Annotated in this window: 18 protein-coding genes and 1 riboswitch; of the genes, 5 read left to right on the top strand and 13 right to left on the bottom strand. The window is 71.2% G+C overall.

The features are described 5' to 3' along the window. The first annotated feature begins 276 nt into the window (after window positions 1-276). On the top strand, window positions 277-669 hold the full coding sequence (locus BN12_RS19020; protein WP_048554974.1) for a hypothetical protein: 393 nt from the start codon (window positions 277-279) through the stop codon (window positions 667-669). 107 nt (window positions 670-776) lie between these two features. After that, complete coding sequence (locus tag BN12_RS23480; protein ID WP_053080100.1) at window positions 777-1,427, top strand: prepilin peptidase; 651 nt, start codon at window positions 777-779, stop codon at window positions 1,425-1,427. 703 nt (window positions 1,428-2,130) lie between these two features. On the opposite strand, the gene purH is transcribed toward BN12_RS23480, so the two are convergent. From purH to sucC, 13 genes are all read right to left on the bottom strand, one after another. Beyond that, window positions 2,131-3,972 carry a bifunctional phosphoribosylaminoimidazolecarboxamide formyltransferase/IMP cyclohydrolase gene (gene purH / locus BN12_RS19010; RefSeq protein WP_048554972.1) on the bottom strand — a complete coding sequence of 614 codons (1,842 nt, stop codon included), beginning with the start codon at window positions 3,970-3,972 and terminating at the stop codon, window positions 2,131-2,133. Between the two features lie 24 nt (window positions 3,973-3,996). Continuing rightward, window positions 3,997-4,073, bottom strand: a riboswitch (ZMP/ZTP riboswitch). A 219-nt stretch (window positions 4,074-4,292) separates the two neighbouring features. Then, a complete protein-coding gene (locus BN12_RS19005) occupies window positions 4,293-5,429 on the bottom strand; it encodes a substrate-binding domain-containing protein (RefSeq protein WP_048554969.1) in 1,137 nt (378 codons plus the stop codon). 108 nt (window positions 5,430-5,537) lie between these two features. After that, window positions 5,538-6,569, bottom strand: a complete 1,032-nt coding sequence (locus BN12_RS19000; RefSeq protein WP_048554966.1) for an ABC transporter permease — start codon at window positions 6,567-6,569, stop codon at window positions 5,538-5,540. After that, window positions 6,566-7,624 (bottom strand): ABC transporter permease, encoded by a 1,059-nt coding sequence (locus tag BN12_RS18995; RefSeq protein ID WP_048554964.1) that lies wholly within the window; start codon window positions 7,622-7,624, stop codon window positions 6,566-6,568. Before BN12_RS18995 ends, BN12_RS19000 begins: the two co-directional genes overlap by 4 nt. After that, the gene (locus tag BN12_RS18990) at window positions 7,621-9,141 is read right to left on the bottom strand and encodes a sugar ABC transporter ATP-binding protein (RefSeq protein WP_048554962.1); all 1,521 of its coding nucleotides are present in this window, start codon (window positions 9,139-9,141) and stop codon (window positions 7,621-7,623) included. Before BN12_RS18990 ends, BN12_RS18995 begins: the two co-directional genes overlap by 4 nt. Window positions 9,142-9,175: 34 nt before the next feature. Next, window positions 9,176-10,681, bottom strand: a complete 1,506-nt coding sequence (gene araA, locus BN12_RS18985; RefSeq protein WP_048554960.1) for an L-arabinose isomerase — start codon at window positions 10,679-10,681, stop codon at window positions 9,176-9,178. Between the two features lie 46 nt (window positions 10,682-10,727). Next, window positions 10,728-11,405: an L-ribulose-5-phosphate 4-epimerase gene (locus tag BN12_RS18980; RefSeq protein ID WP_048554958.1), complete on the bottom strand. Its 678-nt coding sequence runs from the start codon at window positions 11,403-11,405 to the stop codon at window positions 10,728-10,730. Continuing rightward, window positions 11,402-13,078 carry a ribulokinase gene (araB, locus tag BN12_RS18975; protein WP_048554956.1) on the bottom strand — a complete coding sequence of 559 codons (1,677 nt, stop codon included), beginning with the start codon at window positions 13,076-13,078 and terminating at the stop codon, window positions 11,402-11,404. Before araB ends, BN12_RS18980 begins: the two co-directional genes overlap by 4 nt. Window positions 13,079-14,142: 1,064 nt before the next feature. Continuing rightward, on the bottom strand, window positions 14,143-15,180 hold the full coding sequence (locus BN12_RS18970; protein WP_048554955.1) for a LacI family DNA-binding transcriptional regulator: 1,038 nt from the start codon (window positions 15,178-15,180) through the stop codon (window positions 14,143-14,145). 531 nt (window positions 15,181-15,711) lie between these two features. Further along, on the bottom strand, window positions 15,712-16,356 hold the full coding sequence (gene purN / locus BN12_RS18965) for a phosphoribosylglycinamide formyltransferase (RefSeq protein ID WP_048554953.1): 645 nt from the start codon (window positions 16,354-16,356) through the stop codon (window positions 15,712-15,714). A gap of 903 nt (window positions 16,357-17,259) precedes the next feature. Further along, entirely contained in the window at window positions 17,260-18,501 is a 1,242-nt protein-coding gene (locus tag BN12_RS18960) for a cell division protein PerM (protein ID WP_048554951.1), read from the bottom strand. 474 nt (window positions 18,502-18,975) lie between these two features. Continuing rightward, the gene (gene sucD, locus BN12_RS18955) at window positions 18,976-19,875 is read right to left on the bottom strand and encodes a succinate--CoA ligase subunit alpha (RefSeq protein WP_048554948.1); all 900 of its coding nucleotides are present in this window, start codon (window positions 19,873-19,875) and stop codon (window positions 18,976-18,978) included. A gap of 18 nt (window positions 19,876-19,893) precedes the next feature. Then, entirely contained in the window at window positions 19,894-21,066 is a 1,173-nt protein-coding gene (gene sucC / locus BN12_RS18950; RefSeq protein WP_048554946.1) for an ADP-forming succinate--CoA ligase subunit beta, read from the bottom strand. A gap of 458 nt (window positions 21,067-21,524) precedes the next feature. Here sucC and BN12_RS18945 point away from each other — a divergent pair, with 458 nt between their 5' ends. The 3 genes from BN12_RS18945 to BN12_RS26310 form a co-directional block, all read left to right on the top strand. Further along, window positions 21,525-21,806, top strand: coding sequence for a hypothetical protein (locus tag BN12_RS18945; protein WP_048554944.1), 282 nt, complete (start codon window positions 21,525-21,527; stop codon window positions 21,804-21,806). Beyond that, the gene (locus BN12_RS18940; RefSeq protein ID WP_048554942.1) at window positions 21,803-22,447 is read left to right on the top strand and encodes a GNAT family N-acetyltransferase; all 645 of its coding nucleotides are present in this window, start codon (window positions 21,803-21,805) and stop codon (window positions 22,445-22,447) included. Before BN12_RS18945 ends, BN12_RS18940 begins: the two co-directional genes overlap by 4 nt. A 163-nt stretch (window positions 22,448-22,610) precedes the next feature. Further along, window positions 22,611-22,867 (top strand): hypothetical protein (locus tag BN12_RS26310; protein WP_235432468.1); only part of this gene is annotated, 257 nt, incomplete at its 3' end.

Below are 22,867 nucleotides of genomic sequence, written 5' to 3'. Positions count from 1 at the left end.
GGACCGTCGCGGCCGTGGCGGGCGCGACGAGGAGCCCCGTGGCCAGGGCGGTGGCCGCGGCGAGCGTGAGGGGGACACGATGCATACGGGTCATGGTTCGCACCGTTCCACACGGGGCCGGTCCGCGTAAAGACCCGTGGTCGGGTGCCGATCCTCCGCCCCCGCCCCCCGGAGGCCGGAGGATCTTCGCCCGGCGCCTCACCCGTGGGCTCGTCGGTGGGGACCCGGTGGCCCTGTCGCCGTGACGGGGCGCGGCGGTCGGCATATGGTCGAAGCATGGCCCCAGACACCGAACCTCACCGTGATGCCGTCGAGATGCCCGCCACCACCCTCGTTCTCAACGACCGCTTCATCGAGTCGATCGGGGAGGAGCGGCTCGGGGACTACGTCACGACCCTGGTGAACCTCGCGGCCCAGGCCAAGGGCGGATCGACGGTCGAGGTGACCAGGCAGCTGAGCGACATCCTCGCGGCCCACGGCTACCCGATCCCCCCGATCGAGGCCGAGCGGCTCGCGGAGCAGCTCATCCGCGCCAACGGTCGCGACATCTCCATCACCCGCGGGGACGGAACGGTGCTCCACGGGCCGCATCACACGATCGGGGACTTCGACCCGCCGGTCGTCGGGTCCGCCGACCCCGAGGACCCCGACCGGCCGCTCTACTCCTGAGGGGCGGGTCCTGGCGGCCCCTGCTCGTCCACAGGTCTGGCGCCTCGTGACGACGGGCGGGCGGCGACCCCGGTAGGCTCGCCCGACGGATCGGAGAGGGAGGCGAGATGACCGCCGGGCTGGTGACGCTCGTCCTCGCGTGCCTTCCGGCATACCTCCTCTGGCGTCGCCTGAACCTCCGCGCCTACCGGCGGGCCGAGGACATCGGCCGGCGCCGGAGGCGTCACGAGTGGGTCCTCGTCGCACTCCCCCTGGCTGCGGCCCTCCTCGTCGACGGACTGTCGGAGCACTGGCCGGTCGTCGTCGCCGTCGCGTATGCGGTGCCGCTCGTCCCGTTGACCGCCCTCGCCGCCGTGGACCGCGACGTCCACCGGCTGCCGGACCGGCTCACGCTGCCCCTGGCCGGGCTCGCCGTCCTCGTCGTCGCCGTGGCGTCGGCGGCGACCGGCGACTGGTCCGCGGCGGTCCGGGCCGTCCTCTCCGGCACGGCCCTCGCCGGCATCCTCCTCGTCCTGCTGCTCGCCTCGCCCGGTTCGGGCGGGCTGGGTCTCGGCGACGTCAAGCTGTCGTTCGGGCTCGGCGTCCTCCTCGGCTGGTTCGGCTGGGTGGTGCTTTTCGGAGGGGTATGCCTCGCCTTCCTCGCCGCCTCGGTCTGGGCCACCGCCCTGGTCGTCACCCGGCGAGCGACCCGCAGGACGGCGATCGCCTTCGGCCCCTTCCTCGCTCTGGGCACCTGGCTCGCCCTCCTCGGCGCCTGAGCCCTTTCCCGCGTCCTCGTGCCCGGCCCCTCCGCGCACGTGGCCTCTCTGCCCCGCCCCTCCTCGCACGTGGCCTCTCTCCCCCCCGCCCCTCCTCGCACGTGCCGAGTTGTTGTGCCCCTTCTCGCACGTGCCGAGTTGTTGTCGTCGAACCGCCTCGGCGACGACATCAGGTCGGCACGTGCGGCGGTCTCCTTCGCACGTGCCGAGTTGATGTCGTGCTCCTCAAGATGAGGCGACAACAACTCGGCACGTGCGGAACCACGGAAACTCGGTACGTGCAGAACCGTGGAGGGGTGGGACCCAGGCGGAGGCGGGGTCGGATCCACATCGGCCCCGGAGAGCCCGCATCTGTCAGGCCGGACCCCCGGCACGTGCGGGGTTGTCGTGGTCGAGTCGGCCGTGGACGGTTGAGGAGTCCTTGTGGGGAAGCTGGTTGGAGCCCTGGCTCTGGTCAGCTTCCCCACAAGGCGTCGACATCGTCCCCGACCGGCGGCATACGTGGGATGACCGCCGCGCCGCGCTCAGAGCGCTCGATCCGCACGTGCCGAGAAGATGTCGTTGCGGGACTCGCTCGGCAGCATCTTCTCGGCACGTGCGGGGTTGTCGTGGGTGCAGGACCGTCGCGACCACGGAAAGCCCACACCTGCCGAAACAGGGTTCGCCGGGGCAGTCCGGCGGGGGACGGCGAGGCGGGGCGGGGTCAGTGCGCGAAGTGACGGGTCCCGGCGAAGTACATCGTCACGCCCGCCGCCTCGGCAGCCGCGATGACCTCGTCGTCGCGGATCGACCCGCCGGGGGCGACGACGGCGCGTACCCCGGCGTCGAGGAGGATCTGGAGCCCGTCGGCGAACGGGAAGAACGCGTCCGACGCCGCGACCGAACCACGGACGCGCTCCTCGCCTGCGCGGTCGACCGCAAGCCGGCACGAGTCGACGCGGTTGACCTGACCCATCCCGATCCCGACCGACGCCCGCCCGGCGGCGAGGAGGATCGCGTTGGACTTCACGGCGCGCACCGACCGCCACGCGAAGTCGAGGTCGGCGAGCGTCGCCTCGTCGGCGGCGGCCCCCGCGACGAGCCGCCACAGCGACGGGTCGTCCCCACCCGCCGAGCCCACCGAGTTGGTCGAGCGGGCCGGGTTGGTCGAGTCAGCCGGGTTAGTCGAGTCGGCCGCGCCATCCGAGCCCACCGAGCGGGCCGGGTTGGTCGAGTCGGCCGCGCCATCCGAGCCGACCGCGCCAGCCGGGTTGGCCGAGCCAGCCGGGTTGGTCGAGCCGGACGGGTTGGCCGAGCCGGACGGGTTGGTCGAGCCAGCCGACCCGGTCGCGCCAGCCGCACGGTCAGCGCCCTCGACGACGGCGTCGATCCGGTCCCGCGTCTGGATGAGCAGTCCGCCCGACACCGGCCGCATCTCGATCGGGTCGGCCGCCGCGACATCCGCCTCGGGCAGGAGGAGCAGCCGGCGGTTCTTCTTCTCCTTGAGGATCGCCAGCGCGTCCTCGTCGTAGTCCGGCGCGACGACGACCTCGGAGAACGTCTCGTTGAGGGCCGTCGCCATGGCCGCCGTCACCGGGCGGTTCGCCGCGACGATCCCCCCGTATGCCGACACCGGGTCGCAGGCGTGCGCGGCGGCATACGCCTCCTCGATCGTGTCGCCGACAGCGATCCCGCACGGGTTGGCGTGCTTGATGATCGCGACGGTCGGCTGGTCACCGTGGTCGTGGGCCGCCCGGACGGCAGCGTCGGCGTCGATGTAGTTGTTGTACGACATCTCCTTGCCGTGCAGCTGCTCGGCCGAGGCGAGGCCGGGCCGCCAGTGCCGGTAGAGCGCGGCCCGCTGGTGCGGGTTCTCGCCGTAGCGCAGGACGGCCGCCCGCTCGAACGTCGCCCCCGTCCACGCGGGGAACCCGGTCCCGTCGGAGGTGTCGGCATACGCGTTGCCCATCCAGCTCGCGACGGCGACGTCGTAGCTCGCCGTGTGGACGAACGCCTCCGCCGCGAGCCGCTTGCGGTCCTCGAGGGTGAACCCACCCGCCGTGACGGCCTCGAGGACCGACCCGTATGCCGCGGGATCGGTGACGACGGCGACGCTCGGGTGGTTCTTCGCGGCCGCCCGCACCATCGACGGTCCGCCGATGTCGATCTGCTCGATGCACTCGTCCGGCGTCGCTCCGCTCGCCACGGTCTGCCGGAACGGGTAGAGGTTGACGACGACGAGCTCGAACGGCTCCACGTCGAGCTCCTCGAGCTGCGCCAGGTGCTCGGGCTTGCGCGTGTCCGCGAGGATCCCGGCGTGGACCCGCGGGTGGAGCGTCTTGACGCGCCCCTGGAGACACTCGGGGAAGCCGGTGAGGTCGGCGACCTCGGTCACCGGAATGCCGAGGGACTCGATGAGCCGCGCCGAGCCGCCCGTCGAGACGAGGGCGACACCGGCATCGTGGAGGCCGCGAACGAGGTCCTCCAGGCCGGTCTTGTCGTAGACGGAGACGAGGGCGCGGCGGATCGGGCGGCGACCGTCGGGCGGGGTGGGGATCGACGTCATGAGGGTTCACTCCTGCGGTGTCGGTGAGCGCACCCAGGCGGGCGATGCGCTCGCTGTCACTTCCCGGTGGTGACCCACCCGCGCCAGTCGTGATCTGCTGTGTGGTTCCGACTGGCGTGTGTGGCTCCCCACAAGGACCCACCGGTGGTGACCCACCCGCGCCAGTCGTGATCTGTATGCCGCGGGTCTCGCTGAGACCTGCGTGGTCACCTTACCGCCCTCCGCCCCACCTGCCCTGCCACGCCCGCGGCGGAAGGACGCCCGTCCCCGGGCCGACGATGCGGCTCGGGGACGGGGCGTCACCCGGCAGGGCGGTCGGATCAGAAGTCGTACTTGAGGTAGTTCTCCTTCGTGAACTCCAGCGGCTTGGAGAAGATGATCGTGTTGGCGGCCGGCGAGTTCCCGACGGTGCACGTGCCGATGTCACCTGCGACGAACGTGCCCACGGCCGCCGGCATCGTGCCGTCGGCGGCCCCGCGCGCGACGTAGGCGATGAGCTGGCCCTGCTTGACCTCGTCCCAGAGGAACAGGCCGGTGAGCGAGCCGTCGGCGAAGTACTGCCGGTTCGGGTTGGGGTCGCCGATCCCGAAGACGCTCAGCTTCCCGACGAGCCCCTGCGACTTGACTGCGGCGAGGGCGCCCGGCACGGCGGCGCCGTCGATGGGGATGAGTGCCTTGAGGTCGGGGTGGGAGTTGATGAGGTTCGTCGCCTGGCTCTGGCTCGTCGCCTGGTTGGACTGGCCGTAGGCGATGCCGGCGAGCTTGAGGTCGGGATAGGTCGAGCTCATGTAGCTCTTCATCGCGTCGATCCACGCGTTCTGGACCGTCGCGTCCTTCGTCGAGGAGAGGATCGCGACGCTGCCGGTCTTGCCGTTCTTCGCGACGACGGCGTCGATGAGCGCCTTGCCCATCGCCTCGTACGACGTGTCCTGGATGAAGTACGACCGCGCCGAGGCCGTCACGTCGGAGTCGAAGCCGATGACCTTGATCCCCTTGGCCTTCGCGGCCTGGAGCGCGGGGACGATGGAGGTCGGGTCGTTGGCCGAGTATGCGATGACGTCCGGTGGGTTGTTGCTGTTGACGAGGCCCTGGATGACCTGCGCCTGGTCGGCACCGCTCGCCTTGACCGACGCCGTGTAGTCGACCGTGACGTTGAGCGACGAGGCGACCTGCTTGGCGCCCTTGACGTTGGCCTCGAAGACCGGCAGGCCGAGCAGCTTGGGGACGATGGCGACGGTGATCGGCTTGCCCGAGGCGATCTTCACGCCGCCGCCCGTCGCGCTCGCGTCGCAGGCCGGCGAGTCGGCCGTCGAGGATGCCGAGGCGGCCGAGGCTCCGGACGCGGACGACGACGTGGTCGTGCTCGCGGCACTGCCCGACGAGCAGCCCGCCGCGGCGAGGCCGAGGGCGGCCATGGCGACGGCGAGGACGCCGGCCCGGTTGAGGTGGTGGGACATGGGAGTTCTCCTTCGTGGTGACGTCCGGGCGTGAGAGGTCGCCTGGACCGGGTGGTGCTGCTGGCGAGGACTGCGGCGCTGTCGTGCGCCGGGGGTGGGAGGCGGCCGTCAGCCGTGGTCGGCGGCCGGTCGTCGCGGGGCGAAGCGGCGGCGGAGCCGGTCGGCCGTCGAGGCGAGGACGGAGGGGTCGGACCGGACCTCGAAGGCGATCTTCACGACGAGGGCGACGATGAGGAGCAGCCCGGTGACCATCGTCGTCGCGAGCGAGCTGAATCCCGAGTTGAGCAGACCCTGGGTGAGGAAGCCGAGGAGGAGGACGGCGACGACGACCTCGCCGACTCTGCCCTTGCCGCCGAAGATGTCCACGCCACCGAGGACGACGCAGGTGATGGCCGGCAGGAGGAGGGCCATCCCGGAGTCCGAGCGGCCCGCGTTGAAGTAGGCGGCGAGAACGATCCCGGCGATCCCTGCGATGAGACCACTCACGGTGAACACCCCCACCGTCGTTCGCGCGACCCGGATCCCGCTGTAGCGGGCGGCCTCGGCGTTGTGTCCGATGAGGACGAGCCGGCGGCCGAACCGCGACCGTCCGACGAGGAGCGCGACGACCGCCGCGACGACGGCGAAGATGAGCAGGGCGACCGGAACCCCCGCGACCGTGCCTCTCCCGAGGGTGAGGAACAGGCTGGCGAAGTCCTGCGGCGGGTTGTCCCCGGCGAGGGACACCGCGAGGCTCGAGGCGATGAACTGCGTGGCCAGCGTCACGAGGAGGGAGTCGATGCCGAGGTGGGCGACGATGAGGCCGTTGACGAGTCCGATGACGGTGCTCACGACGAGGGCGACGACGATCGCCCCGATGACGGTCCCGCTCTCCAGCTGAGTTCCGACGACGACCGACGACAGGCTCGCGATGGCGCCGGCGGACAGGTCGATGTTCCCGGTGAGGATGACGAGGGCCAGGCCCATCGCGAGGATGCCGGTGGGGATGAACAGCTCGATCTGGGTGAGCATCCCCGTGCCGCCGCCGAAGAAGTTGCGGTTGGTCACCGAGAAGTAGCCGAGCTCGAGGACGAGCAGGGCGCCGAGGATGGCACCCCAGGCGGGGAGCCGGCGACGCTGTCCGAGGCTGATGGCGGTCATCGTGCGGACCTCCGAAGTCGCATACGCAGGGTGGTCAGGGCATGTCCGCGCCGGGCCCGGGGATCGGCGACGACGGCGAGGAGGATGAGGACGCCGATCCCGGCCGGCTGCCACTCGTTGGGGACGCCGAACGCGATGCCCATGGCCGACAGCGTCAGCGAGAGGAAGACGCTGCCGAGGAACGAGCCGACGGCGGTCCCTCGCCCGCCGGTCAGGGCCGTGCCCCCGATGAGGGCCGCCGCGATGGCGTTGAGGTTCTCGTTGGTCTGGGTTCCCGTGAGGGAGTCCGCCGACCCGGTGCGGGTGAGGTAGACGACCCCCGCGATGCCGGCGAACAGACCGCAGAGGACGTAGGCGAGGAAGGTGATGCGCCGCACCGGGATGCCGGCCCGGAAGGCGGCCTCCCCGTCGTCGCCGGTCGCGTAGACGTTGCGCCCGAAGACGGTGGAGCGCAGCACCCAGGAGACGAGCGCGGTCGCGGCGAGGCCGGCGAGGAGGATGACCGGGACCCCGGGGACGATCGTGTGGGTCGCGATGCCGTACTGCGTGTACTGGCCGGGGATCTGGTCGACCTGCTGTCCGCCCGTGACGACGAACTGGAGCCCGCCGTAGACGCTGAAGGTCCCCAGCGTCGCGATGATGGGCGGCAGCTTGAACCAGCTGACGAGCACGGCGTTGCCGACCCCGAGGACCATGCCGACGACGGCTCCGAGGACGAGGCCGCGCCACAGCCCGAGACCGTGGTCCTGGGCCGCGAAGCCGACGACGACCGCGGAGAGTCCGAGGATCGGCGCCACCGAGAGGTCGATGCCGCGGGCCAGCATGACGAAGGTCTGCCCGAGGGACACGAACGTCGTCACCATGGCGGCGATGAAGACGTTCGCGATGACCCGCGAGGAGAGGAAGTCCGGGTATGCGAGCGTGCTCACCCCGACGATGAGCAGCATCGCGATGACGATCTGGACCTCGCGACGGGCCAGAGCCGTCGTCATCGGCCGGCGGGTGCTCTGCGTGGGCCTGGCGACGGGGCGGGATGCGGTGACGGACATGGTCATGCCGCACCCACCGCGAGCTCGCCGACGGAGTCGACGGTGATGGCGTCCCCGCGCAGCTGGCCGACGATCCGGCCCTCGTACACGGCATACACGCGGTCGCAGAGGCGGACGAGCTCCTCGAGCTCGGAGGAGATGACGAGGGTCGCCAAGCCCTCGCCGGCGAGGTCCTCGATGATCTGGTAGATCCCCTCCTTCGCCCCGACGTCGACTCCCCGGGTGGGTTCGTCGAAGATCGCGACCCGGGGATGGGCGAGGACCCACCGGGCGAAGAGGACCTTCTGCTGGTTGCCACCGGACAGCGACGCGATGGGCTGCGTCATCGTCGCCGCCTTGACGTTCATCCTGACGAGCATCCGTTGCGCCATCCGAGCCTCCTCCTGGGTGTCGAGCAGGCCGACCCGGCCGGGGAGCCGGCCGATGACGGCGGACGTCGCGTTCGTGCCGAGATCGACGTCGGCGAAGATGCCGTTGCGCCCGCGGTCCTCCGCGAGGTAGACGAGGCCGTCCGCGATACACCGGTCCGGACCGGCCGTCGTCACGTCGCGACCCATGACCGTGACCCGCCCGGCCGTCGGCTGCCGGAGCCCGAAGACGGTCTCCGCGAGCTCGGTCCGCCCGCTGCCGACGAGCCCCGCGAGACCGACGATCTCCCCGGCCCGCACGTCGATCGACATGCCGTTGACCTCCGGAGGGCTGACGAGCTCCTCGACGGACAGGACCACCTCGCCGGGTGACGTGTCGCGCTGGGTGCGCCGGGTGAGGGTCAGCGCGCGGCCGACCATCTCCTCGATGAGCGCGGGTCGCGACACCGTGCCGCGCTCGTGCCGGCCCACGACCGAGCCGTCCCGCAGGACCGTGATCCGGTCGGACAGGTCCTCGACCTCGTCGAAGCGATGGCTGATGAAGCCGAGGGTCAGGCCTCGGTCGCGCAGGTCCCTCATGAGGGCGAACAGCGTGTCGGCCTCGTGCGCGGTGAGCGGGGAGGTCGGCTCGTCGAAGAAGATGACGCGGCATCCCTGGGCGAGGGCCCGGGCACACTCGAGGAGCTGCTGATGGGCGAGCGGCAGCCGGCCGGCCAGCATCCGCGGGTCGACCGACAGCCCGACCGTCTCGAGCAGCCCGCTCGTCGTGTCGCGGGCCCGTCGCCAGTCCACCGTGAGGCCGAACCGCCCCCGGGGCAGCGCCCCGAGGTAGAGGTTCTCCGCGACCGACAGGTCGGGCATGAGGCGGGGTTCCTGGGGCACGAGGTAGATGCCGCGGCGCCGGGCCTCGGCGGGGGTCAGGTGGCCCAGCTCCTCGCCGTCGAGGATCCGTCGGCCTCCGTCCGGGGCGTAGACGCCGCTCATGATCTTCAACAGCGTCGACTTGCCCGCGCCGTTCTCGCCGACGAGCGTGTGGATCTCCCCGGGGTGGAAGACGACGTCCACGCGTCGCAGGACGGGGACGGAGAAGGCCTTGTCGATGCTGTGGGCCTCGTAGGTCGTTCCACCCTTGCCGGTGGGGACTGTCAACATCATCGTCAACTCTCCTTCGGTGCCGATCGTCGGTGGGTCACAGTCCGGCCGCGAGCCGGTGGTATGCCTGGGTCCAGCGCAGCTCGGAGCGGAACCGCTCCGTCGTCGTCCCCGCGCCGATCTCGGCGAGCTCGATCCCGAGGACCTCGGCGAAGTCGCGGATCTCCTCGACGCCGACGGCCGTCGACAGCGCGGTGTGGTGCGGTCCGCCCGCGAGGAGCCAGCACTCCGTCGAGGTCTCCAGCGACGGGCGGGGCGCCCAGACCGCGCGCGCGACGGGCAGCCGGGGCAGTGGGCGGGGCGCGGCGACGACGTCGATCTCGTTGAGCACGAGGCGGAAACGCTCGCCCATGTCGGCGAGGCCCACCGTGATGCCGGGTCCGGGTGCCGCGTCGAAGACGAGCCGCACGGGATCCTCCCGGCCGCCGATCGTCAGGGGGTGGATCTCCGCCCGGGGTCGCTCGGCGGCGACCGACGGGCATACCTCGAGCATGTGCGCCCCGAGGATGAGCGGCACGTCGGCGCCGAGGTCGTAGGTGTAGTCCTCCATGAACGAGGTCCCGCCGGGCCGCCGCTCCCCCATCACCTTCGTCGCGCGGAGGAGGATCGCCGTCTTCCAGTCGCCCTCCGCGCCGAACCCGTAGCCGTCGGCCATCAGGCGCTGCACCCCGATGCCCGGGAGCTGGCGCAGGCCGCCGAGATCCTCGAAGTTGGAGGTGAACGCGTCGAATCCGCCGTCCTCGAGGAAGGCGCGGAGGCCGGCCTCGACCCGCGCGGCATACCGGAGCGCAGCGTGTCGTCCTCCGCCCGGGAGCAGCTCCTCCGCGACGGCGTAGTCGTCGAGGTAGGCGGTGACGACGTCCTCGATCTCGCGCTCGGCCACCTGCTCCACAACCTCCACGAGATCGTTGACGCCGTAGGTGTTGACGGACGTCCCGAGGCGGAGCTGGGCCTCGACCTTGTCGCCCTCGGTGACGGCGACGTTGCGCATGTTGTCGCCGAAGCGGGCCACCCGGAGCGACCGGACCGCGTGCGCTCCCCGTGCCGCCCGCAGCCACGCCGCGACGCGCGACCGGACGCGGGGGCTCGTCACGTGTCCCGAGACGACCTTGCGGCGGACGCCGAGCCGGCTCTCGATGTGGGCGACCTCCCGGTCGCCGTGAGCGGCCTGGTTGAGGTTCATGAAGTCCATGTCGATGTCGGCCCACGGGAGGTCGACGTTCGCCTGCGTGTGCAGGTGGAGGAGCGGCTTGCGGAGCAGGTCGAGGCCGGTGATCCACATCTTCGCCGGGGAGAAGGTGTGCATCCAGATGACGACTCCGATGCAGGCGTCGTCGGCGTTCGCCTCGAGCATCGCGCGGCGGATCGACGTCGCGTCGGTGAGGACGGGCTTCCACACAACCGGCACGTCGACCTCCGGGCCGTCGTCGAGCTGGGTGGCGATCTGCTTCGACTGCAGCTCCACCTGCGCGAGAGTGTCCGGGCCGTACATCTCCTGGCTGCCGGTGAGGAACCAGCATTCGAGGGGTGCCGAGGTCGCCATGGGTCGGGGTCCTTTCGGGTCGTGTCGTCGGGCGGGCCAGCGCCCGTCAGTGCTGGCCGTAGACGTTCTGGTAGCGGTCGAAGAGCGCGTGGATGTCGTCGTCGGGGATGCGGATGGGATCGCCGAGCTGCATGGCGAGGTAGGTCGTCCGCGCGACGTCCTCGCACATGACGGCCGCCTTGACGGCCTCGCGAGCGTCACGGCCGACGGTGAACGGTCCGTGGTTCTGCATGATGACCGCTCGGGATCGGCTGTCCCGCAACGTTTCCACGATGCCGCGACCGATGGAGTCGTCGCCGATGCGGGCGAACGGCCCGATCGGGATGTCGCCGCCGAACTCGTCGGCCATCATCGTGAGCACGCACGGGACGGGGCGCCCGAGCGCCGCCCAGGCGCAGGCATACGTCGAGTGGGTGTGGACGACCCCGCCGACCTCCGGCAGGTGCCGGTAGACGTAGGCGTGGGCGGCCGTGTCCGACGAGGGCAGGTGCTCCCCGTCGACGAGTCCGCCCTCGAGGTCCGTGACGACCATGAGGTCCTCGGTCAGCCCGTCGTAGGGCACGCCGGAGGGCTTGATGACGAGCAGGTCCCGGCCCGGCACTCGTGCCGAGACGTTCCCCGCCGTCCAGACGACGAGGCGGTTGCGGGTCAGCTCGGTGTGCAGCTCGGCGACCTCCCGGCGCAGCGTCCGGATCGTCGACACGACGTCCTGGACCGCGGTCACGACGCCACCCCCAGCGCGCGGCGCTGGACGTCCTTGAGGCGGTGCATGACGTCGGAGCCGCCGCGGCCGAAATGGTCGTGGAGCCAGCGGTATTCGGCATACAGGGTGTCGTATGCCGCCTGCCGGGCCGGGTCGGGTCGGTAGAGGTCGCGGCGTCGTCCGCCCATCGCCTTGGCCGCCACGACGATGTCGGCGTGCCAGCCGGCGGCGACGGCCGCGTGGATCGCGCTCCCGAGGGCCGGCCCCTGCTGGCTCGTGATGACCGAGAGGGGCATACCGAGGACGTCGGCGTAGATCTGCATGAGGAGGTCGTTCTTCACGAGGCCTCCGGCGACGACGAACTCCTCGACGGGGACGCCGGCGCCCCGGAACGCCTCGACGATGGTCCGGGTGCCGTATGCCGTCGCCTCGATGAGCGCGCGGTAGACGTCCTCGGGGCGGGTCGAGAGGGTGAGACCGACGAGCAGGCCGGACAGCTCGTGGTCCACGAGGACAGAGCGGTTGCCGCTCTCCCAGTCGAGGGCGAGGAGTCCGTGGCCGCCGACCGGCTGGGCCGCCGCGAGCTCGGTGAGGTGGGCGTGGACGTCGAGGCCGCGCCCTGCCGCCGCCTCCTGGTAGGAGGCGGGGACGGCGGTGTCGACCCACCAGCCGAAGACGTCGCCGACACCGCTCTGCCCGGCCTCGTAGCCGAACAGGCCGGGCGTGATGCCGCCCTCGACGACGCCGCACATGCCGGGGACCTCGCGCAGGACCGTGCCGTTGAGGACGTGGCACGTCGAGGTGCCCATGATCGCGACGAGCCGTCCGGGCTCGACGGCGTCGGCGGCGGGGACGGTGACATGGGCGTCGACGTTGCCGACGGCGACGGCGATGCCGGGGCGCAGTCCCGTCCACGCCGCCGCTTCCTCGGTGAGCCCGCCGGCGCGCGCGCCGAGCTGCCCGATGTCCGCCGCGAGCTTGTCCTCGACGAAGCCGGCGAACCGCGGGTCGAGCGTGGCGAGGAAGTCTCGGGACGGGTAGCGGCCGTCCTGCAGGATGCCCTTGTAGCCCGCGGAGCAGGCGTTGCGCACGTACCGTCCGGTGAGCTGCCAGACGATCCAGTCGGCCGCCTCCACCCAGTGGCCGATCGCGGCATACACCTCGGGGTCCTCCTCGAGGATCTCGAGGGCCTTCGCGAACTCCCACTCGGAGGAGATGAGGCCGCCGTAGCGTCCGAGCCAGGGCTCCCGGCGCTGCCGCGCGAGATCGTTGATCCGGTCGGCCTGGGCCTGGGCCGCGTGGTGCCTCCACAGCTTGGCGTAGGCGTGCGGGCGGTCCGTGAACCTCGACAGCTCGCAGAGCGGGGTGCCGTCGTCGGTGACGGGGACCATCGTGCAGGCCGTGAAGTCGGTGCCCACGGCCACGACGTCCCCCGGGTCCGCGCCGGCCGCCCGCAGCGCCTCGGGGACGGCGGTCCTCAGGACCTCGACATAGTCGGCCGGCACCTGGAGCGCGACGTCGGGTCCGAGCCGGACCTCGCTGCCCGGGAGGCGGCGGTCGACGACCCCGTGCCGGTACGCGTGGACGCCCGTGCCGAGTTCGGCGCCATCGCTGATCCGCACCACGACGGCACGGCCGGAGAGGGTGCCGAAGTCGACGCCGATCGCCAGTGCCTCGTCCGGTCCCACCCTCATCGGTGCCTCACTTCGCGTCGTCGGTCCGTGCCGGCCCGGGGCGTGGCGCCTTGGGCTTGAGGAAGAGTGTGAACGTTAACATTCTCGTTTGTCAAGGGTTTCTGGGAAGTTCTGTGAACGTTCATAAGGGATGTCCCTCGCCGCGTCGCTCTGGCCATGCCCGCCGGCGTGCCCGGCCGGTGCCGTAGGGCGGTCGAGGTATGCCGTGACGTTCCGGTGGTGTCGAGTTACCTCCACTCCCCAGGAGCCCGCAGCGGTCGAGGTATCTCGCGACGCCCCGGAGGTGTTTGGTTACCTCGACTGCCAGCGGCCCCGCAGCGATGGAGGTATCTGGAGACGTGGCGCCCGTGTCCCGCGGTGTCGAGATACCTCCACTCCCAGGAGCCCCCTGCGGTGGAGGTATCTCGTGGCGCTCCGGTGGGCTTGAGATACCTCCACTCGAGGGGTCCCGCGGCGGTCGAGGTATCTCGTGACGTCCCGGTGGTGTTTGGTTACCTCCACTCCCAGGAGCCCCCTGCGGTCGAGGTACCTCGTGACGTCCCGGAGGTGTCGAGATACCTCCACTCCGAGGGCCCCGCAGCGGTTGAGGTATCCGATGATTCGACCCAACCGAGCATCCCTGCGATCGAGGTATGCCGACCCCACGGGAGCGTCACCAAGTACCTCCACTCCAAGGAGTCCCCCCGCGGTCGAGGTACCTCGTGACGTCCCGGAGGTGTTGGTTACCTCGACTCCCAGCGGCCCCGCAACGATGGAGGTATCTCGTGGCGCTCCGACGATGCCGAGATACCTCCACTCCGAGTGCCCCGCAGCGGTCGAGGTATCCGATGACTCGACCCAACCGAGCATCCCCGCGATCGAGGTATGCCGACCCCACGGGAGCGTCACCACGTACCTCCACTCCGAGGAGTCCCCCTGCGGTCGAGGTACCTCGTGACGTCCCGGAGGTGTCGAGATACCTCCACTCCGAGGAGCCCCCTGCGGTCGAGGTATCTGGAGACGTGGCGCCCGCTTCCCACGGTGTCGAGATGCCTCGACTCCGTGAGGCGTGCGGGCCGCCTGCGTCAGTCTCGAGGGGACGCGGCGCTCGCCCGTTCGATGAGCTGAGGCGCGATGGGCGCGACGATCGACGGCTCCCCGCGGAGCGCCTCGAGGAGGATCTCTATGCAGCGTCGACCGAGCTCCTCGAAGTCCTGGCGCACCGTCGTCAGGCCGGGGGTGAAGTAGTCGGCACCGGGGATGTCGTCGAAGCCGACGACCGAGACGTCGCGCGGCACCGAGAGGCCTGCCTCGGCCAGCGCGTGGATGACGCCGAGTGCCATGAGGTCGTTCGCCGCGAAGACCGCCGTCGGCGCCTGGGGGCTGCGGCCGTGGATGAGCTCGCGGATCCGCACACCCGCGGCATACCCGCTGCGCGCCGTCCAGTCGCCGACGAGGAGCGTGCCGTCGGGCAGCCCCGCCGCTGCCAGCTCGGCGCGCCACCCGGCGACGCGAAGGCTGGCGTCGAACCACTCCAGCGGTCCGGAGACGTGGTGGATCTGCTTGTGTCCCAACCCGATCAGATACCGCGTGGCACGGCGGCCACCCATCTCCTGGTCGACCGAGGTGGTTCGCACGGCCGAGTCCGGAGCCGGCGGGGCGCCGATCATGACGACGGGGACCTCGGTGAGCAGCGGGTCCGCGACGTGCTGCAGCGAGGCCTCCGGCGCGATGACGATGACACCCTCCACGGCCTGCTCGTGGAAGTGGGCCAGCGTCGAGCCGACCTGGGCGGGGTCCGACCCGAGGCTGGCGAGACTCACGAAGTAGCCCGCCTCCCGGGCGGCGCGCTCGACGCCGAGGAGGGCGCTGCTCGGGCCCCAGAGCATCGACCCGCTCGTCACGACGCCGATGGTCCCCGAACGCCGGGTCACGAGGGCGCGCGCCGCCGAGTTGGGGCGGTATCCGAGGTCGGCGATGGCCTGCAGCACGCGCGCGCGGGTGGCAGGACGCACGTTGGGCATCTCGTTGACGACGCGTGACACCGTCTGGTGCGAGACGCCCGCACGCCGCGCGACGTCGTGCATCCCGGGAGCCCGGCGCTCGTCCTTCGTGCGACCCATCAGGAGGCCTCTCCTGCCCTTGTCACGGGAAGTCTAGATGAACGTGAACATTCTGCTGCCTCCGCGCCCGTCCGCACCTCGTCCGCCGTGCCGTCCGGAGTCCTCGGCGACGACCGGTGCGGAACGAGGTTCACGAGCGGCTCCGTTGCGGCGGGTGTCGGTGCCCGAGACGCCGCGACCACGTGGGCCACCGCCTCCTCGTGTCCGACCATCCCCACCCGTCGCGATCCTCTCGCCGTCTCGCGGGATCTGCGCGAGCCTATCGCTCGGTCGGCACAGAGACGTGCCGGGCTCACTTGGCGCTCGTTCGGCGTCCGGGACGCTCGGGGATGCCGGAGGGGCAGCATGTCCCCACGGCGCGGGTCCTGCCCCTCGTCCTCGTCGCCCTCCTCGCGATCGCTTTATCCCTCGACGACCAGGAATGCCGACCATGGTCTCGCCCAGAGCGGCGATCAGCCGATCCTCGCTGGACGCTCTTCGACGTGTTCGACTCCTGGGCTCAGAGCTGGACTCGCCGCGCTGGGGCGATGGTCACCCACTTGATCGCCAGGTGCCGATCGTCACTCGCCGCCCTTCGACGGCATACCCCTCGCGCGCCATCCGGCCGAGCATCTCGACGAGTTGCGGGCGCTCGGCCGCCTTGATCCGTTCCGTGAGTGTCTCGACGGTGTCGTCGTCGAGCACCGGCACGGCGACCTGGGCGACGATCGCGCCGGTGTCGACTCCCTCGTCGACGACGAAGAGGGTCGCGCCGGCCACCTTGACGCCATAGGCGAGGGCGTCGGCCGGCCCGTGGATCCCGGGGAAGGACGGCAGAAGCGCGTTGTGGCTGTTGAGGTAGCGGCCGCCGAAGCGCGCGAGGAACGCCGGGCCGACGAGCTTGAGGAACCCCGCCGACACGACAAGCTGCGGTTCGTATGCCGTGACCGCCTCGGCGAGCGCGGCGTCCCACTCCTCGCGGGTCGCATGATCCGCGACCTGGCACACGAAGGTCGGTATGCCGGCTGCCTCCGCCCGCTCGACACCGAGGGTTCCTGCCCGGTCAGCCCCGACCGCCACGACCCGCACGCCGTATGCCGGGTCCTGGCTCGCGTCGAGGATGGCCTGCAGGAGGGAGCCGGTGCCCGAGACGAGGACGACGACCGGAACCGGCTCGTGGGGCGGGGTCGTCGACACGGTCGGCAACGATACCGATGCGGTCCCGACCACGCGCACCGCGCACTGGATACATCTACCCGGCCAATCCCCCTGGGAGTGGAGGTATCGAGACCCCACCGGAAGGTCACCACATACCTCGAGCGCGGGGGCTTCCCTCGGAGTCGAGGTATAACGACACCGCCGGAGCGTTAGCACATACCTCGACCGCCGGGGCTTCCCTCGGAGTCGAGGTATAACGACACCGCCGGAGCGTCAGCACATACCTCGACCGCAGGGGCCCCCTCGGAGTCGAGGTATCCGCGGCACCAGCGCCCGCCCGTCGGCGTCACCAGATACCTCGACCCGGCCAGTCCCCCTCGGAGTCGAGGTATCCGCGACACCAGCGCCCCGCCCGTCGACATCACCACATACCTCGACCCGGCCAACCCCCTCGGAGTCGAGGTATCGAGGTCCCACCGGAAGGTCACCACATACCTCGACCGCCGGGGCCCCCTCGGAGTCGAGGTATCCGCGACACCAGCGCCCGCCCGTCGACACCTCCACATACCTCGACCCGGCCAGTCCCCCTCGGAGTGGAGGTACAACGACACCACCGGACGGTCACCACATACCTCGACCGTGGGGGCTTCCCTCGGAGTCGAGGTATTCGCGACACCAGCGCTCGCCGTCGACATCACCACATATCTCGACCCGGCCAACCCCCTGGGAGTGGAGGTACAACGACACCACCGGAGCGTCACCACGTACCTCGACCGCCGGGGCTCCCTCGGAGTCGAGGTATTCGCGACACCAGCGCCCGCTCGTCGACATCACCACATACCTCGACCCGGGCAATCCTCCTCGGAGTGGAGGTACAACGACACCACCGGAGCGTCACCACGTACCTCGACCGCGGGGCGGCCTCAACCCGGCAGCGACGCATCAGTGGCGGTGGAGGCGCCAGACGTCCCAGAGGACGGTCCCGAGCGCTCCGACGAGCAGCTCGAGCGCGAGCAGCCCGGTCATCATGAGCGCGGGTGCGCCGAGGTCGGCGAGGCGGTACGCGCCGAGGGAGCCTCCGGCGAGCCCGTCGAGGGCGCCGAGGGTCAGCGCCGTGAGAACGGCTGCCGTCGCGGCGACGGCGGCCTTCGTGCGCAGGGAGGAGAGACGCGAGACGGTCCGCAGGCTCCGCACCCCCACGAGCACACCGGCTCCGAGCGGGATGAGAATGACGACCGCCATGACGACGGAGAAGCCGCCGGGCGACGGCAACGCCGCGAAGACCGGGATCATCGGCATGAGGCCGGCCCGCGAACCGCTCCACGTCGTCGGCGCCCCGGCCACGATCTGGAAGCCCGATCCCGCGGCGAACGAGATGACCCAGAGGGCGAGGTTCGGCAGGTAGAGCAGCTGGCCCACCGCGAGGAGCGTGCCCCCGACGACACCCGCACCGAGCTCGCCCTGGACGTGGCGCACGTCACCGAAGGCGATCACCACGGCACCGAGGACGACGACCGCACCGGCGACGAGCAGGCCACCGATGCCCCACAGGGCCGGAGCGACGGCTCGGCGCACGGTTCCCGGGACGCTCACGCGATCGGGGAGCAGTCCGCGGACCCCCGCGCCGTCAGGAGAGGACCGCCAGGCGGCCACGACGATCCCGACGATGACCGTGCCGAGCACCGCGGCGGCGGAGATCGGGTCGGGCCGGGCCGGGGCGGCGAGGGTGAGGAGGCCGAGCAGGGCGGTGATGACGGCATACCCGCCGGTGAACGCGGCGACCGGACGGATGCGGATCGCCCACCGGGGCTCGTCCTCGGCGGCCCGGCCCTCCGAGGACAGGACGGGGCGAACGGCATACACGACGAGCGAGACGATGCCCGCCCACAGCAGGAGCGGGGTGAGCGCCACGTGGGCCTGCCCGGCGGCGATCCGGCCGCCGTGGGCCAGCAGCCAACCGTCGATGCCGAGGCCGAGCGTCGGGAGGAGCCCCACCGTCGAGCGGCTCGAGGCGCCCCAGCCGAGGACGACGACGCCGACGACGACGAGGGCGGAGGCCGCTGCGGCGACGGCCCCGCGGAGGGCCGCCGTCCGGGGGGTCAGCGGCGGACGTTCGGGGGCGTCGGGGTCGCCACCGGCGGCGCGGGTCGCTCGGGCGCTGCGGATGAGATCGATGGCCGTCATGAGGGCTCCAGTCTGGGCGACGGACGGCCGACCTCCGGGCCCGCAACGCCGGTCGACTCGCGATCGGCCCGGATCGCGTGCCCCTGCGCCGTGACCTCCCGCCATCGGTCCGGGACCGCCCGGGCGCGCCGGATCATTCCCGCCAGGACCGTCCTGCCCGATGCGTCCGGCCCGGGCCGTCGCCGCCACGGCGACCACCCGCTGCCGAGCCGGACGACCGCGTCGCATGGGTCCGCCGGGACGAGGTCGCGTGCGGTCTGCGGAGCGATCCCGGAAATTCTCCGACGCGCAGGCCAACCGAACCGGCCGCTGCATCGTCTTCATTCACGGATGGTCGGTGCTACAGGGGGCGCCGTCGATCCGCACGGCGCCATGTGCCGGCAGACATGTGGTGCAGGGGACAAAGGAGGGCCGCCACCGCGATCGCGGTGGCGGCCCTCGGTCCTCCCCGCCCGGGGTTCGAGGGGTATGCCGTCAGATGACGGTGCTCGCGAGGTCCTCCATGATCTGGCGCATGAGCCCGGCCGTCTCGCTCGGCGTCTTGCCGACCCGGACCCCGGCGGCCTCGAGGGCCTCCTTCTTGGCCTGGGCGGTCCCCGACGAGCCGGACACGATCGCGCCGGCGTGGCCCATCGTCTTGCCCTCGGGGGCGGTGAACCCGGCGACGTAGCCGACGACCGGCTTGGTCACGTTGTCCTGGATGTATGCCGCGGCCCGCTCCTCCGCGTCGCCACCGATCTCGCCGATCATGACGATGGCGTCGGTCTCGTCGTCGGCCTGGAACGCCTCGAGCGCGTCGATGTGCGTCGTGCCGATGATGGGGTCACCCCCGATGCCGATGGCCGTTGAGAACCCGAAGTCCCGCAGCTCGTACATCATCTGGTAGGTGAGGGTGCCCGACTTCGAGACCAGGCCGATGCGACCCGGCCCGGCGATGTCGGCGGGGATGATTCCGGCGTTCGACGCGCCGGGGCTGATGAGGCCCGGGCAGTTGGGCCCGATGATCCGGGTCGGCCGGTCCTTGCTGGAGGCGTAGAACTCGGCCGTGTCCCTGACGGCGATGCCCTCGGTGATGACGACGACGAGCGGCATCTCGGCGTCGATGGCCTCGATGACGGCGGACTTCGCGAACGCCGGCGGCACGAAGACGACGGACACGTTGGCACCGGTCTCCTTCATCGCCTCCTCGACCGTGCCGAAGACCTTGATCCGCTGCCCCGTGGGGAAGCCGATCTCCTCCCCCGCCTTGCGGGGGTTGACGCCGCCGACGACGTCGGTGCCGCTGGCGAGCATGCGCGTCGTGTGCTTCATGCCCTCCGAGCCGGTCATGCCCTGGACGATGACCTTGGAGTTGCTGTCGAGAAAGATGGACATGTCGTGTCGTCCCGTCCCTTACTTCGCGGCCAGCTCGGCGGCCTTGGCCGCGGCGCCGTCCATGGTCTCTTCGATGATCACGAGCGGGTGCGCGAACTCGCGCAGGATCCGGCGGCCCTCGTCGACGTTGTTGCCGTCGAGCCGGACGACGAGCGGCTTGGTCGCCTCGTCACCGATCGCCTCGAGGGCGCCGACGATGCCGTCGGCGACGGCGTCACAGGCGGTGATGCCACCGAAGACGTTGACGAACACCGCCTTGACCTGTGGGTCGCCGAGGATGATGTGCAGCCCGTTGGCCATCACCTCGGCGCTCGCGCCGCCGCCGATGTCGAGGAAGTTCGCCGGCTTGCTGCCGACCGCCTCACCGGCGTAGGCGACGACGTCGAGGGTCGACATGACGAGGCCGGCGCCGTTGCCGATGATGCCGACGTTGCCGTCGAGCTTGACGTAGTTGAGCCCCTTCTCCTTGGCGGCGGTCTCCAAGGGGTCCGTCGAGGCGGTGTCCTCGAATGCCGCGTGGTCCGGGTGGCGGAAGTCGGCGTTGCCGTCGAGGGTCACCTTGCCGTCGAGGGCGACGATGTCGCCGCCCTCGGTCTTGACGAGGGGGTTGACCTCGACGAGCGTCGCGTCCTCACCGGCATACACGTCCCAGAGTCTCTGCAGGACCGGAACGATCTTGCCGGCCGTCTCGGCGTCGAAGCCGGCGGCGTCGACGATCTCCTGGGCCTTCGTGGCGTCGATGCCGGTGTTGGGGTCGACGTCGATGCGGGCCAGCGCCTCGGGCCGCTCGACGGCGAGCTGCTCGATCTCCATGCCGCCCTCCTTGCTGCACATCGCGAGGTAGGAGCGGTTGGCGCGGTCGAGGAGGAGGGAGAAGTAGTACTCCTCGGCGATCGAGGCGCCCTGGGCGATCATCACCCGGTGGACCGTGTGGCCCTTGATGTCCATGCCGAGGATCTGGCCGGCGAGCTCCTCGGCCTCCTCGGGGCTCTTGGCGACCTTCACGCCGCCGGCCTTGCCGCGGCCACCTGTCTTGACCTGGGCCTTGACGACGGTGACCCCGCCGCTCTTCGCACCGATCGCCTCGGCAGCGGCCCTGGCCTCGGCGGGTGTCTCGGCGACGGCTCCGGCGAGCACGGGGACCCCGTGCTTCTCGAAGACGTCTCTGGCTTGGTACTCGTAGAGATCCACGGCGGCATCCGTCCTTCATCGGTCGGTGGGCGCGGGCCAGCTGCCCGCGGTGGTCCGCACCGAAGACTAGTCCCGCCGGCCCTCGGCCCCGGTAGCGAGACGGCTCGATGGGTGCAATCTCACGACGACGCGGGGCCGCGCGCCCTGAACCCGCGCGTCCCGGCGGCCACGGTGTTGGAGCCGCCGGGACTCGGCATCGCGACGTCCCGGGTCGTCGCGTCGCCGTACTCGAAGTCCTACTCCGGCGCCTCCCACCGCGCCACCGCAACTGTCGCCCACACCGATCCGAGTGCGCTCGGATTACGGGGCGTAGAGCGGTCGTCGCGGCATCATGACCCGCGTATCCGGCCCAGCCGGCGGTGAGTCGCTCCCGCGGCGTGAGGACCAGCTCCCGGCAAGAGATCAGGGACCCCCAGGAATCGACACGGGTCCACACGCGCTGCCCTGCCCCGCTCAGGGTGGCCCTCGGCATCCTCATGGGCACCCGCCGCACCGGCCTCGACGACGCCAGGCTCATGCTGTCGAAGGCGAGCCAGGACAGCGACGTCAAGCTGTCGCTGCTCCTCGACCACGTCCTGCACACCGGCACCCTCGACACCCCACCCGGAGGCTGGGGGGTTCTCCGCGGCTGCCCGGGCGCAGCCCCCGACGGATCGGTCGCCCGACGTCCGCCCGCGACGCCGTGGGCGAAAACCGATGGGCGGCCGGGCGCCCGTCGCGGCAGAATGACGGCGTCATGAGGAGCTATCCCCTTCTCGAGGTGCGCATCGGGACGCCGCGGCTGGAGCTCCGCAGCGCCACGGACGAGCTGCTCGACGAGCTCGCGGTGGCGGTGCGGGCCGGCAAGACCGACGCCGAGCCGGCGCCGTACGACGACCCGATGTCCCTCTACGAGCCGGACCCCGACCTCCGCGTCGCGAAGTGGCTCCAGGGCATCTGGCGGGGACGCGGCCGGGTCGAGCCCGGTGCCTGGCGGCTCTACTTCGTCGTGGTCGTCGACGGCACCCCCGTCGGAGAGCAGACCCTCATCGGCGTCGACTTCTCCACCCTCGGGACGGTCACCACCTTCTCGTGGCTCTCCGCCGATCACCGCGGTCGCGGGCTCGGGCACGAGATGCGCGAGGCGGTCCTCCATCTCGCGTTCGAGGGGCTCGGGGCGAGGGAGGCGGCCAGCGACGCCTTCGTGGACAACGTCGGCTCCAACGCGATCTCACGAGACCTCGGCTACGAGCCGAACGGGACCGAGTGGGCGACGCGACGGGGTGAGCCCGCCCTGCTCAACCGATGGCGACTCACCCGGGACGCCTGGGAGCAGCGGCGCAGAGACGACATCCGGCTCCACCACGTCGAGGCCTGCCACGCGCTCCTGCCGCTGACCTGAGCGGACGGGGCGCCCAGCGGGTTCGAGGTATGCGGTGACGCGCCGCCCGGTGCCGCGATACCTCGACTCCGGGAGGATCCGGCGCGGTCGAGGTATGTGGTGATCCTCCGGAGGGGCCCCGATACCTCGACTCCGAGGAAGTCCGGATCGGTCGAGGTATGCCGTGATCCTCCGGAGGGACCTCGATACCTCGACCCCGGGAGGCTCCGGCGCGGTCGAGGTATGCGGTGATGAGCCCGTCACCAGATACCTCGACCCGCTGGTGGCCCCCGGAGTTGAGGCTCCAGGCTTACGACGCCGCGTCACCAGATACCTCGATCCAGCGGACGACCTGGGAGTCGAGGTAGCTCGACCCCTCCGGAAGGTCACCAGACACCTCGACCCGCTGGTGGCCCCCGGAGTTGAGGCTCCAGGCTTACG

Origin of the sequence: Nostocoides japonicum T1-X7, assembly GCF_001046855.1 — a bacterium.
In the GTDB taxonomy this organism is placed as follows: domain Bacteria; phylum Actinomycetota; class Actinomycetes; order Actinomycetales; family Dermatophilaceae; genus Nostocoides; species Nostocoides japonicum.
Note: the sequence above shows the minus strand (reverse complement) of the source record. Positions and strands in the feature narration are given on the sequence as shown.

Coding starts and splice junctions, on each gene's coding strand:
- BN12_RS19020 (WP_048554974.1), top strand. CDS start 277: ATGGCCCCAGACACCGAACCTCACCGTGATGCCGTCGAGATGCCCGCC.
- BN12_RS23480 (WP_053080100.1), top strand. CDS start 777: ATGACCGCCGGGCTGGTGACGCTCGTCCTCGCGTGCCTTCCGGCATAC.
- purH (WP_048554972.1), bottom strand. CDS start 3,972: ATGACGTCGATCCCCACCCCGCCCGACGGTCGCCGCCCGATCCGCCGC.
- BN12_RS19005 (WP_048554969.1), bottom strand. CDS start 5,429: ATGTCCCACCACCTCAACCGGGCCGGCGTCCTCGCCGTCGCCATGGCC.
- BN12_RS19000 (WP_048554966.1), bottom strand. CDS start 6,569: ATGACCGCCATCAGCCTCGGACAGCGTCGCCGGCTCCCCGCCTGGGGT.
- BN12_RS18995 (WP_048554964.1), bottom strand. CDS start 7,624: ATGACCATGTCCGTCACCGCATCCCGCCCCGTCGCCAGGCCCACGCAG.
- BN12_RS18990 (WP_048554962.1), bottom strand. CDS start 9,141: ATGATGTTGACAGTCCCCACCGGCAAGGGTGGAACGACCTACGAGGCC.
- araA (WP_048554960.1), bottom strand. CDS start 10,681: ATGGCGACCTCGGCACCCCTCGAATGCTGGTTCCTCACCGGCAGCCAG.
- araB (WP_048554956.1), bottom strand. CDS start 13,078: ATGAGGGTGGGACCGGACGAGGCACTGGCGATCGGCGTCGACTTCGGC.
- BN12_RS18970 (WP_048554955.1), bottom strand. CDS start 15,180: ATGGGTCGCACGAAGGACGAGCGCCGGGCTCCCGGGATGCACGACGTC.
- BN12_RS18960 (WP_048554951.1), bottom strand. CDS start 18,501: ATGACGGCCATCGATCTCATCCGCAGCGCCCGAGCGACCCGCGCCGCC.
- sucD (WP_048554948.1), bottom strand. CDS start 19,875: ATGTCCATCTTTCTCGACAGCAACTCCAAGGTCATCGTCCAGGGCATG.
- BN12_RS18940 (WP_048554942.1), top strand. CDS start 21,803: ATGAGGAGCTATCCCCTTCTCGAGGTGCGCATCGGGACGCCGCGGCTG.